The following is a 13,240-nucleotide window of genomic DNA, read 5'->3' as shown; positions in this document are numbered from 1 at the left end:
TCTATTTTGTATTTATGGTGGTTATATTTCTTTTTGATTATTTTATGATCGAATATCTGTTATTTCTCTTCTTCTGCATCTAATTTAGCATCATAGATAAGGCATATCCGACGCTCGTTGCTACGCCAACACCAATAAACCCAGGAATAATAAAGCTGTGGTTTAAGACATATTTACCAATGCGAGTGGTTCCTGAACGGTCAAAGGTAATAGCTGCCAAATCAGATGGGTAAAATGGGAAGAAGAAATATGCATAACACGCAGGAATCACACCGATTAATACAGGTGTTGGGATCCCAAGGGAAACGCCAAGTGGGAACATAATCGTCAACACGGCAGCTTGACTCTTTAGAAAAACAGATGATGCAAACATAGCCAGCGCAAATGTCCAAGGATGTGATGCGACCATGCCGCTAACCATTTCAATTAAGTACGGTTTATGGAAAGTAATGATGGTGTCACTCATCCATGCAATCCCGAAGATGATGATCACAGCGCTCATCCCTGCGGTGAAGACATTCGTTTTTACTATCGCTTTTGGATCAACCTTAGTGATAAGTAAAATGACAGCACCCACTGCAAGCATTAAAAACTGAATGGCGACCGACATCCCAACCTTTTCAGGTAAAAACCCAAGAGAGTGTCCAAACATTGCAACAAAGACGACAAATGCAATCCCGCCGAGGAAAATATTCAAGCCTAGTTTCGCTTTTTTATCTTCTAAAATTGAGGTATCAGTGCCAACCTCTTCATCGATCAAGGCTGCTTTAAATTCAGGGTCTTTACAGCGATCTAGATATTCTTCATCTTTATCTAAATCTTTGCCTCTAAATAAGCTCCATGTTGCCGCAGCAAGCACACCAACCAAGGTTGCAGGAATCGTTACTTGAAGCACATCAATAAGGGTGATATCTAAATTGTGATCAAATGCTGTTGCCATCACGACCGAAGCTGCCGCTGCAATAGGGCTTGCGGTGATCCCCATTTGCGAGGCAACAGAAGAAATTGCCATTGGGCGTTCAGGGCGGATCCCTTTTTTAATCGAAACATCGTAAATCACAGGTAAAAGTGGGTAAACGCTATGCCCTGTTCCCACTAAAACGGTGAGAAAATAAGTACATAAAGGGCCTAGAAAAACGATTTGACTTGGATGTTTGCGCAATAGCTTTTCTGCATAAGCAACAAGTAATTTGAGACCACCCGTTGCTTCTAAGGTCGCCGACGCGGCCACAACAGCTAAAATAATGAGCATCACACTCACAGGCGGCTCGCCCGGTGTCACACCAAACACAAAAGTGAGTATACTCACCCCAAGCCCACCTAATAGGCCAAAGGCTATCCCGCCAAATCTTATCCCGACAAAGATAATAGCTAAAAGTAAAAGCATGTGTACATAAAACATAATCATAACCTTGTTATATAAATTTCTTATATAACGATACAAGTCTGAAATTATTATTAATTGTTTTAGAACAACAAAATATTCATTTAAGCTTTTGTTTTATAAGTTATAAAATCAATTATAGTTTTCACTTACAACCATGAAAAATATGATTTAAGTTTTGTATTTTATAAGTTTAAATCAGGCCCTTTGGGTACAATTTGGGTCGGATTTAATTGCTTGTGGCTAAAGTAATAATGGCGCTTTATTTGGCCGAAATCGACCGTTGATTTAACCGCCTCCAGCGCATAAATACGTTTCATATAAGCAAAAATATGCGGAAAATCTTCAATCCGGTTTCGGTTGCATTTAAAATGACCAACATACACAGCATCAAAGCGGATCAAGGTCGTAAACAAGCGAATATCCGCTTCGGTTAAACTTTCTCCAACCAAATAATCTGACTGAGCTAAATGCGCTTCGACTTTATCTAAGCAAGCGAAAACTTTGTCAAAAGCCTCTTCATACGCTTCTGCCGTCGTGGCAAACCCTGCGCGATACACGCCATTATTTAAATTTGGATAAATCTCATCATTCCAAGCATCAATTTGTGCGCGTTTATCTTGCGGGTAATAATCGGTTTGATTTGAACTCAATGCATGAAATTCACTATTTAACATGCGGATAAGCTCCGAAGATTCATTGCTGACTATGGTTTGATTGTGTTTATCCCAAAGCACAGGCACTGTCACCCGCCCCGTATAATCAGCCTTGGCATGGGTATAAACTGGGTGCAACTTGGTGTAGCCATATAAAGGCTCTGGCTCTTGAAACTCCCAGCCATTTTCAAGCATATCAGGACTGACAGCGGTCACCTCTATATGCTGGGTTAAACCTTTTAGCCCAAGCATAATCAAGACGCGGTGCGCCCACGGACAGGCATAACATACATACAGATGATAACGTCCTGATTCTGGTTTAAATTTAGCATCAGGCGCATCCTTTACCCAATCACGAAAGCCTGCATCTTCGCGCACAAATTTGCCGCCACTTTTGTCTGTGTCATACCAAACGTCGCGCCATTTTCCTTCCACTAATTTGCCCATTGCTTCGCCTTTTATTGAAGAGTTCTCACTAAGTGTAGCAGCAAGAAAAAATCAGACGAGACAAGCCTCTTAATAGAGATGTTCGAATAATCTGAAGCTAGACTTAAGAGCATAAAAAAGCCTTGGCATCAAGATCATGACGCGCAAGGCTATATAAAGCTAATAAGATAAAAGCTTGATGAAATTATTTCGCTTTGTGTGAGTCTGCTTGGCTCACATCACCCTCATCTTGCGCAGCTTTTGGCTCATCTTTTGTCGTCAATTTTTGATACCACAATGGGTGATGATGTTTAATATGCTCTTTTGATAGCATCCCATCACCAAACATAGACTTTAGGCCCGCGCGGTTAATTGGGAAAACGGCAAAATAGATATGGCAAATCATCAAGATCATTAAACCGATGAAGCTCACCGCATGCACCATGCGAAAAAATGCTTGCACGCCTAGGCTAAAGCTATCACGAAACATCAAGACGCCGCCAGAGACTGTGATCAGCACAACCAATGCAATAATCGCCCACGCCATCAACTTTTGCGCCATATTATATTTACCAACTTGGCCATGCTTAAAGGTCGAATAAGTATAAATCACCTCTTGCGCGCCTTTTAACATGGTTTTGGGATGCCAGCTTTTCTCCGGCCAGATATGCCATTCCTTGATGTGCTTAAGCATATATATCACAAAAGGAATCGAGCTAAAGACAAACAAGAAAGCAAACACACGATGCAGCATACGCGCGACATTTAAGCCATCGGCCAGCACCACACCTTCTGTGCCATTGATAAAATCATAAGGCCATGCAAATAAATACCCAAGCCATGAAAAACTATGCGAAAGCACAGGCAAGCCGGTGATGATAAAAAAGAACATAAAGTGAATGATATGTTTATGATACCAACGCTGCATGCCATTAAAGGCTAGGACTTTCTCCTTGGTTTGTTCAGGTTTCATTGTCCTCTCTCCTCATTTTTATCTTGCTCTGCTTGCTGCACTTCTTGCTTGCGATGTTTCATATAGAAAAGCCCATGAGCCGCCGCAGCAACCAGTGTTGCGCCTATGCCTAAGCTGCCTAAGCTTTTGGATACATTACGAATTTGCATGCCGGTTGCCGCAGGTGATTCAGGCAATAAATAGGCTTCTTGATATTCCTGCGGCGCAATACTTATCCAATTTAGCTCACCCACATATCGACTTGGCGCGTCCACGCCATAAACCAAAATATCTTGGCCGAGATGTGATTGATAATGCGCTTGGCGACGCAATGCTTCTTGCACCATTTCTTCACGCGTGCCACTTATCATAGCGCCAGTTGGGCACGCACTCACGCACGCTTGTTTTAGGCCACTTTCGACTCTGTCATAGCAGCCAATGCATTTACTCGCGGTATTCGTAGCTGGGTTATACACAGGCACATCAAATGGGCAGGCATCGATACAAGTACGGCAACCGATGCATGTTGCTTCATCAATCACCACTTGCCCGCCTGGGCGACGCTCAATCGCATGCGCTGGGCAGTTTTCAAGACAAGGCGCTTTCTCACAATGGTGGCAATGTTTAAAACCAACCAATGTTTTTGCCTCTGGGTATTCACCGGCCTCTGTTTTCACAGGTCTTAAATAATAGGTCTCATCTGCGCTTGTGTTGGCAGATACCGCAATATCCGCGTGAAATTGACGGCTTTGGCGCAAGCGATTTTCATTACTACAAGCCGTCATACACGCCATACAGTTAATGCAATCTATTGCATCATATAAAATTACATCACTCATGCTTCAACCTTCTCAATTTTTAAAATCACATCTTGTGGGGTATGGGTATGCACACCCGGCGCGCTGCGCATCTTGCCAAACTGATTGACGTTAATCCCACTTTGGGCGGCCAAGTGCAGTTTCTCTTTGGGACCAAAACGTCCGTTGCCGCCACAGTAATACGAGAAGATGGCATCAGGATGCAGGATTTCAGTCAATTGCAGCGTTGCAATTTGCTCATCGGCTTTATCATCCAAGGACCAAAGACGAACTTTATCGCCCGATTGAAGCCCCAGCTTTTCAGCGCGTTTGCGGTTCATCAATACATCACTAAAATGCATTTCTTGCTGCAAAAAGTGCAATAAGCCGTTATTACGCGCTTGCGCACCAGTGAAACTGCCCAGTGGCGAGAAGCCGGTTACCGGAACAAATTCATCCTTGCCAAGCTCACGTGTTTGTTGCAACCAAAGTGGTGGCAGTTGATGGTTTAATGGAGAGGCATGCTGACGTAGGCTTTCGTCTTTTTCTTGAGAATAATCTTTATAAATTTTTGCCAGTTGGGTGCTATACAGCTCAAAACGTCCGGTTGGCGCAATCGAGGTAAGCTTGGTATCACCACGCTCACCAGACCAACCGCCTTGCGCTTCAAGATCTGCCAATGACTGCGGAAAACTCGCTTTATCAAGTAAACTTAACCCTGTTACCCCTGCAAACTGGTTTTGTTTGAAAGTTTCAAAGCCATTTTTTTCAAGGTCCGCAAAATAGGTTTGATACTCAGTTTCTGAAAGTACACGTTTTGCTAATTGAGCTAAAATCCAATCCCCAGGTTTCGATTCAAATAAAGGATCGATGGCTTTTTTATGCACCCCAATCACTGGCACTAAGGTTTTAAAATCAGCGCCAAGTGGCTCATCTCGCTCAAGATAAGTGCAATCAGGCAAGATCACATCAGCGTACATTAAGGTGTCATTCCAAAACGGTGACACACCGACAATGCTTGGGATTTTTTTCAGCATCATTTCAATATCATTGCCACCGGCTGCGCCGCCAAGTAAATTATTCCCCCACAAGAAGAGCATTTCTGGGGCTTTTGGCATTTGCTCATGAAAAGCTTTGGCAACCAATGCACGATGTGATGTGCCATGTAAGCCCCAATAATCTGGGCGATTTTCTTGATACCAAGCGGTAAAAGACTGCGCCTTAGGATCTGGAACTTGAATCGGCGCACCACCAAGTGCTGCGTTGCGGTTCGCGAGGATCCCACCTTTTTGATTGAATGTTCCGAGTAGCAAGTTTAGCTGAATCGCAGCTAACTGAGCGCGCATATCTGAGCTATGGCGTGAGAAGCGATAACCAAGCTCAACAAAACAATGTGGCATCGCATCAGCAAGACGGTCAGCAACCGATTGAACCTGCTCTTTGCTGATCCCTGACTCAGCAAAAAGTTTATTTTCATCTAAGGCTAGAAGTGAATCGCGCCATACCTGCCACGCAGGAACAAGGGTTTGATTTTGATATTCAAACTCGCCTTCCAGCGCTGCTTCTTGGGCATTGGATTGCTGCACCACTTGGTTTTGCTTGAGATCATAGACCCAATAATCTTTACTCTCGCCAAATGGTTGCATGCTATGTTTATCAATCAGCTGATCGGCATTGGTGGTTTGCTTAATCGCTTTAATGTTGACCTTGTTGTGTTCTACAAGATATTTCATCACTGACAGCAAAAATGCTGTGTCTGTGCCAGGGCGAATCGGCAACCACTGGGCATAAGCTTGACCCAGTTCAGATGGGCGACGCGGATCAACAATCGTAAATGGCACGGCATTTAGTTGAGCTTTAGAAACTAAACCAGACCAGCCATAACCAATTACTGAGCCGGCTGGGTTTTTACCAATAAAGACGCCATATTTGGCATTGCCCCAATCAGAAGTAAATGCGCCTGCGCCGCCTTTGCCAAACACCATATTTTGTGCAAATACAGTGCTAGTCCAACAAGTATCGGCATAATCGATAATATTTGGCGTACCCAATAAATGGAAAAAAGCTTTGTCATATGTTGGCGCAGATGTATAACGATATAAATAATAAAGTTTTTCAATACTATTTTTTGCTTTTAATCCATTAATTTTTTCTGCAACTTTATTTAATGCTTCATCCCATGAGGCTTGTCTAAATTTCCCTTCGCCACGTTCACCATCGCGAATTAAAGGCGTTTGGATACGATCTTGACTATAAAGAGCGCCAATCCCAGCGCGGCCACGACCACATACTTTGGCATATTGGTTCACTGGATTATTCTCAATACGCACCACTTTGCCTTGATCAACAATGGCAAAGGCAGGACAAGTTTGCGCGCACATGCGACATAGAATGGGAACTTTCTTTTCGTAAAGATAGGTGGCGCTTGTGACCTTTAAACGGCTGACATGACCAATATTAGCAGCTTGTGCAGGCTTATAAATTGCACCCATCGCAGCAGCGCCGGCTGCGCCTTTTAAGAATTGTCTGCGACTACAACTTCGGTTATTGATAGATTTAGACATACTTGACTCTCATGGTTTTTAATTATGCAAGCAAATCTAACACCAAAGTAGTAACAAATTATGATCTAAATCAGTTAAGTTTAATAAGCTGAAAATAAATCTAAGTAGATAAAATTGATAACAATTAGTATTTATATTTGATAGCTATTTTATATCTATTTATTCAATCTATTATTTTATATATGAGATAAATAATATTATATATACAAAGTGGATACAGATATTTAACTTATTCAAAAACAAAAAAAACAGCCTGTATTTATTAAATATAAATAAACAGGCTGCTTTAATTTTTGGTTATATTATCGCGGCAGTATCTATTAAGCCACTGGCGATTCTTTTAATAGACAGGACACGGCGTGCGTATCATTGCCTTTAATTTGTGGCTTTTCTTGTGCGCATTGCTCTGTTGCAATTGGGCAACGGGTGCGGAACACACAACCAGATGGTGGGCTAATTGGCGACGGTAAGTCCCCTTCTAGCATTTCAATCTTTTTCGCCCGCTCTTTTTTCGGATCAGGAATTGGCACGGCCGACATCAAGGCTTTGGTATATGGATGGGTTGGGTTTTCAAACAAAGACTCAGCTTCACCTAACTCCACTGCATTGCCCAAATACATCACCAAGACGCGATCTGAGATGTGTTTCACCACTGACAAGTCATGGGCAATAAACACAAGGCTTAGACCAAGCTCATTTTGCAGCTCTTTTAAAAGGTTTACCACTTGCGCTTGAATCGACACATCTAGCGCAGAAACTGGCTCATCACAAATGATCATCTTCGGCTCAAGAATAAGCGCACGCGCAATCCCGATACGTTGACACTGACCACCTGAGAACTCATGCGGATAACGGTTGATCACGTTCGGCAATAAACCGACTTTATCCATCATTTGTTTAACTTTCAGTTTCACTTCATCTTTCGACAATTCTGGGTAGAAAGTTTGCAGCGGCTCAGCAATGATGTCGCCAACTGTCATGCGCGGGTTAAGTGATGCCAAAGGATCTTGGAAAATCATTTGGATATCTTTACGCGTTTCACGACGCGCCGCTTTGCCCATTTGGGTGAGATCATTACCCATCCAGACAACTTTGCCGTCCGTTGCTTCAACAAGGCCGATAATCGCACGCGCGAAGGTTGATTTACCACAACCTGACTCACCAACAACGCCCAAGGTTTCGCCTTCATAAAGACGCACATTGACGCCATCGACCGCTTTCAATTTTAACGGTTTGGTCCAAGGCCAAGCAGATTTTGGCGCAATATTAAAGTGCACTTTTAGATCTGAAATATCTAGAATTAATTTTTTATCTTGCATGATGAGCTCCTTGCCTATGCCTGCGCTGTCCAGATGGTGTGATCAGAGAAACACGCACGCGCTCTATCCGTGCCAAATGGCTCAAGGCTTGGTGCTTCTACTTTGCAGCGATCAATGCTGCGATGGCAACGCTCTTGATACGGGCAGCCCGGTGGCAAGTGAAGTAGGTTTGGCGGATTGCCTGGAATCGTTGGCAAGATATCGCCTTTGGTATCTAAACGTGGGATCGCTTTAAGCAGGCCTTCCGTATATGGGTGGCTTGGTTGATAGAAGATTTCATCAACTGTGCCATATTCCATGGTGCGCCCAGCATACATCACCAAGACTTTATCGCACGATCCTGCCACAACGCCAAGATCATGGGTGATCATAATAATCGAGGTATTAAAGTCTTTTTTCAGATCGTTTAACAGATCCATAATCTGGGCTTGAACCGTTACATCGAGCGCAGTGGTTGGCTCATCGGCAATCAGAAGTTTTGGACGACACAAAAGCGCCATGGCAATCATCACACGCTGACGCATACCGCCTGAAAATTCATGCGGATACATATGCACGCGGTTACGCGCTTCAGGGATTTTGACTGCCTCAAGCATACGAATAGATTCTTCGAGTGCTTCAGATTTGCCCATCCCTTTGTGCAGCATTAACACTTCCATTAACTGCGCACTTACCTTCATATAAGGGTTTAGCGAGGTCATAGGATCTTGGAAAATCATCGCGATTTGTTCCGCGCGGATTTTATTTAGCTCATGCTCAGGCAAGTTTAGGATTTCTTTGCCTTCAAACTTGGCACTGCCAGAAATCACGCCATTTTTTGCTAGCAAACCCATGATAGAGAAAACCGTTTGAGATTTCCCTGAACCCGATTCGCCAACAATGCCTAAGGTTTCCCCAAGGTTTAAGTTAAAATTTAAATCATTGACTGCGGTGACCATCCCATCTTGGGTTTTAAACTCAACGCGCAAGTCTTTTACGTCTAATAAACTCATGTTCAATTCCTTTTGCTGCAATTATCTGTCTTTTGGATCGAGCGCGTCACGCAAGCCATCACCGACATAGTTAAAACATAATAGTGTCACGACCATGAATGCGGTTGGGAAGCCAAGCTGCCAAATCGCAATTTCCATTGTCTGTGCCCCTTCTTGCAGCAAAGCACCCCAACTTGTCATCGGCTCTTGCACACCAAGGCCAAGGAAAGAAAGGAAAGATTCAGTTAAGATCATACTTGGTACCAATAGCGTTGAGTAAACCGCAACAATCCCGAGTACGTTTGGCACGATATGACGTGTGATGATGCGCCAGTTGCTCACCCCGCACACGTGCGCCGCTTCAATAAATTCTTTATTACGCAGACTTAAAGTTTGACCACGGACAATACGCGCCATATCCAGCCATGCAATCGCACCGATAGCAACAAAGATAAGGACGATGTTACGGCCAAAAAATGTTACCAATACAATCACTAAGAACATAAATGGGACGGCATAAAGCACTTCTAGGATACGCATCATGGTGCGGTCAACCTTACCACCGATAAAACCAGAGGCTGCGCCATACAAGGTGCCGATTAACACCGCAACGAGTGCACCTAGTACGCCAACTGCAAGTGACACACGGCCACCCATCAAGGTACGCACATATAAGTCACGTCCAAGGCTGTCGGTGCCAAAAATATGCTCAGCAGATGGCGCCGCATGCAGTGCATACCAGTCAGTGTCATCATAAGCAAATTGTGCAAACATCGGCAGGAAAATCACTGCCAAAGTGATAAGGCATAAGATCACAAGGCTGACCATTGCCGCTTTGTTGCGCATAAAACGAATACGCGCATCTTGCCACAGGCTGCGGCCTGCGATTTCTAAATTTTCAGAGAACTTCTCAAGTGCTTCTGTATTTTGTTTTTGAGATATCATGAGACTCTCTCCTTAGTAACGAATTTTCGGATCAATTAATGCCAGCAATACATCGACAATGGCATTAAAGACAATGAAGAGAAAACCAATCAAGATGGTGATCCCCATTACTAGAGAGTAATCGCGGTTAAAGGCAGCGTTCACAAACAGCTTACCAATGCCCGGCAGACCAAAAATGGTTTCAATCACAACCGAACCTGTAATGATCCCAACAAATGCAGGGCCCATGTAAGACACAACCGGCAACATCGCAGGTTTAAGCGCGTGTTTGAAAATAATATAGCGATAGCTCAGCCCTTTTGAGCGTGCGGTGCGGATAAAGTTTGAGTTCAGCGTTTCAATCATGCTGCCACGCGTGATACGCGCAAAGGTTGCGACATATAAAAGTGACATACCAATAATCGGCAAAATCATGAACTTCAGACCGCCGCCTTGCCAACCACCGGCAGGAAACCAATCTAGGCTAATTGAGAAGATATAAATCAGCCCCGGCGCAAGCACAAAGGACGGCAGCACCACCCCGAGCATGGCGGTGGACATGATGGTGTAATCAATCCAGGTATTTTGTTTCAATGCGGCAATGGTGCCAACACTCACGCCTAAGATCACGGTAAAGATAAAGGCAAAAAAACCAACTTTAGCAGAAACAGGGAGCGCCGCTTCCACCAATTCGTTTACCGTTCTATCTTGGTATTTGAATGATGGGCCAAAATCACCATGCAAGATATTGGTGAGATAAGTGGTGTATTGCTCAAACACTGGCTTATCAAGACCATATTTCGCGTTAATATTTTCCATTACTTGTGGCGGCAGTGGTCGCTCACTTGAAAATGGGTTCCCTGGCGCAAAGCGCATCAAAAAAAACGAAATGGTAATTAGCACCAACAAAGTTGGGATAGCTTCCACAATTCGTTTCAAAATAAATTTAAACATAATGAAACTTCCAGTTTTAACGCCAAGCGTTTGTCAAACCGCATCGAATTGCTCCAACTTTGGCTTTTCCATTGACAAATAAAATCAGTACTAGACTAACTTTCCACTTGGGTTGATTTTAAAATTATGATTCACACCTTTTGCCTGGTGCGAATAGGCTTTGATTTCATGCTACCAAATATCCACAATAAAACTAGACAAAAAACAGGATAATATGAATATTTATAGCTGTTTGCTGAATTTTTATACCAGACAGCTAAAACAACAAAGCTAGGCCTCAAAATCTGAGAGCCTAGCTTTACATGCAATAGAGGCTTATCTATTACTTAGCGATTTTATACAAATCTTTTGAATAGATATTATCTTGTGCATTCGCTTTTGGATAGCCACCGACTTGTGGGTTCACCTGACGCACTGCAACATATTGATAAACAGGTGCAAATGGCATATCTGTAGCTAGCAAGTTTTCTGCTTCTTGATAAAACTTGTTGCGCTCAGCTTCTGAGGTTGCTGCCAGTGCATTATCCATCGCTTTATCATAGTCAGCGCTATTGTAGCCCATATCGTTTGATGTGTTGTTGCTACGTAGCAAAGATAGGAAAGTTGAGGCTTCGTTATAATCACCACACCAGCCTGCACGCGTCATGTCGAAGTTGCCTTCACGACGGGTTTGAAGGAAAGTTTTCCATTCTTGGTTTTCAAGCTTCACTGTGATGCCAAGGTTCTTCTTCCACATAGAGCTCACGGCTACCGCTAGCTTCTTGTGGTTTTCACTTGTGTTATAAAGAAGTGAGATAGGTTTTGATGTGTCTAGGCCTGCTTCTTCAAGCAATGCTTTCGCTTTCTCATTACGCTCTTTTTGAGTCAGTTTTGCGTAATCAGGCACTTCTGCTGTAAATCCAGCCGTTACATCAGGCGTTAGTGCAAATGCAGGTTTTTGGCCTTGACCAAGTAAGATCTTAGTGACAACGTCACGATCGATTGCATAAGAGAGTGCTTGGCGTACACGCACATCATCAAATGGCGCACGACGTGTGTTAAAGCCATAATAATAAGTACATAGATAACCAGGGTTTTTGATGGTTTCTGGGTGTTCTTTCTGTAGACGTTTGAAGTGCTCGTTCGGGATTTCATAAGTCATGTCCACTTCGCCAGATAGGAAGCGGTTCATCGCTGCAACTTGATCTTCGATAGGTAGATAAACCACTTCATCAAGAACAGTGTCTTTGTTGTCCCAGTAATTTTCGTTGCGCACCATTTCCATGCGCTCGTTGATCACCCATTTGCTAAGTGTAAATGCGCCATTACCAACGAAGTTTTCAGGTTTTGTCCAATCTGTGCCAAATTTCTCAACCACATCTTTTTTCACCGGCATCATAGTCGTATGCGCGGTCATTTGAACAAAATAAGGAACAGGTTGCTCAAGTTCAACTTCTAGCGTTTGTGCATCAATCGCTTTCACGCCAAGTGTGCCCTTGTCTGCTTCGCCTTTGATGATTTTAGCTGCGTTTTTCATGGTGGTCATTTCAAGATACCATGAATAAGGTGATGCAGTTGCTGGATCAACCGCGCGTTGCCAAGAGTAAACGAAATCATCCGCTGTCACAGGCGTGCCGTCAGACCATTTTGCGTCTTCGCGAAGTTTGAAAGTAAAAGTTTTGTTGTCTTTAGTTTCCCAGCTCTGTGCCACGCCCGGTACCACTTCACCGTCGCCATTTGTGATCACAAGACCTTCGAACATGTCACGAATAACGTTTGACTCTGGCACACCTTCAGTTTTGTGTGGGTCAATTGAAGCAACTTCAGTGCCGTTATCACGAACAAGAACTTGTTCTTCAGCGAGTTTTGTACCTTCAGGAACTTGTGCTGCGAATGCAACATTAGCCGTTGCAGTGAAAGCGGTTGCAAGAATTAAAGCGCGGGTAATCGAATTTTTTAGCATGCGAGGAAACTCCTTGTTTCTCATTTTTTAGTGTACGTCCATGACACCTTGCCTAAGGCAACTCATTCAAATTGTAGAAATGCATTGCCATCATGGCATGTTTAAGACTGGTTAACTATTAATCAAAAGCATTTAGGTATCATTCTCTATAAAACTGCATAATTGCAAATTAAGCTTCTATTTAGATAGAACTCCTTGCACATTAGCAATAAATCTTGAAAATCACCATATATTATCTTTAACAAGTATGTCATATAAGTGTGATTTCGTGATCTATATCGCAAAAAATAGAAAGTTTAAGAGGTTAATTTATTACATAGAAAGGAATTTTTCGATGATTGGCAGTTTGAT

The 13,240-nt window shown here is 43.2% G+C and carries 10 protein-coding genes; all 10 read right to left on the bottom strand.

The features are described from left to right. Positions 1–79: 79 nt before the first annotated feature. Positions 80–1,402 (bottom strand): anaerobic C4-dicarboxylate transporter, encoded by a 1,323-nt coding sequence (locus tag AC2VOY_RS11180; RefSeq protein ID WP_491831442.1) that lies wholly within the window; start codon positions 1,400–1,402, stop codon positions 80–82. A 167-nt stretch (positions 1,403–1,569) separates the two neighbouring features. Next, the gene (locus AC2VOY_RS11175) at positions 1,570–2,487 is read right to left on the bottom strand and encodes a glutathione S-transferase family protein (RefSeq protein ID WP_491831441.1); all 918 of its coding nucleotides are present in this window, start codon (positions 2,485–2,487) and stop codon (positions 1,570–1,572) included. Between the two features lie 184 nt (positions 2,488–2,671). Then, positions 2,672–3,439 (bottom strand): cytochrome b/b6 domain-containing protein, encoded by a 768-nt coding sequence (locus tag AC2VOY_RS11170; protein ID WP_491831440.1) that lies wholly within the window; start codon positions 3,437–3,439, stop codon positions 2,672–2,674. Continuing rightward, positions 3,436–4,257 carry a 4Fe-4S dicluster domain-containing protein gene (locus AC2VOY_RS11165; RefSeq protein ID WP_491831439.1) on the bottom strand — a complete coding sequence of 274 codons (822 nt, stop codon included), beginning with the start codon at positions 4,255–4,257 and terminating at the stop codon, positions 3,436–3,438. The genes AC2VOY_RS11170 and AC2VOY_RS11165 overlap by 4 nt, the downstream gene beginning before the upstream one ends. Then, entirely contained in the window at positions 4,254–6,779 is a 2,526-nt protein-coding gene (locus AC2VOY_RS11160) for a molybdopterin-containing oxidoreductase family protein (protein WP_491831438.1), read from the bottom strand. Before AC2VOY_RS11160 ends, AC2VOY_RS11165 begins: the two co-directional genes overlap by 4 nt. A gap of 320 nt (positions 6,780–7,099) precedes the next feature. Then, entirely contained in the window at positions 7,100–8,098 is a 999-nt protein-coding gene (oppF, locus tag AC2VOY_RS11155; protein ID WP_491831436.1) for a murein tripeptide/oligopeptide ABC transporter ATP binding protein OppF, read from the bottom strand. A 14-nt stretch (positions 8,099–8,112) separates the two neighbouring features. After that, a complete protein-coding gene (locus AC2VOY_RS11150; RefSeq protein WP_491831435.1) occupies positions 8,113–9,090 on the bottom strand; it encodes an ABC transporter ATP-binding protein in 978 nt (325 codons plus the stop codon). 21 nt (positions 9,091–9,111) lie between these two features. Beyond that, on the bottom strand, positions 9,112–10,014 hold the full coding sequence (gene oppC / locus AC2VOY_RS11145) for an oligopeptide ABC transporter permease OppC (protein WP_491831433.1): 903 nt from the start codon (positions 10,012–10,014) through the stop codon (positions 9,112–9,114). 12 nt (positions 10,015–10,026) lie between these two features. Beyond that, positions 10,027–10,947, bottom strand: a complete 921-nt coding sequence (gene oppB / locus AC2VOY_RS11140) for an oligopeptide ABC transporter permease OppB (protein ID WP_491831431.1) — start codon at positions 10,945–10,947, stop codon at positions 10,027–10,029. Positions 10,948–11,269: 322 nt separating this feature from the next. Then, positions 11,270–12,889, bottom strand: coding sequence for an ABC transporter substrate-binding protein (locus AC2VOY_RS11135; protein ID WP_491831430.1), 1,620 nt, complete (start codon positions 12,887–12,889; stop codon positions 11,270–11,272). Positions 12,890–13,240 lie beyond the last annotated feature (351 nt).

The sequence above is a fragment of the Vibrio sp. KMM 9700 genome, assembly GCF_058545285.1.
Note: the sequence above shows the minus strand (reverse complement) of the source record. Positions and strands in the feature narration are given on the sequence as shown.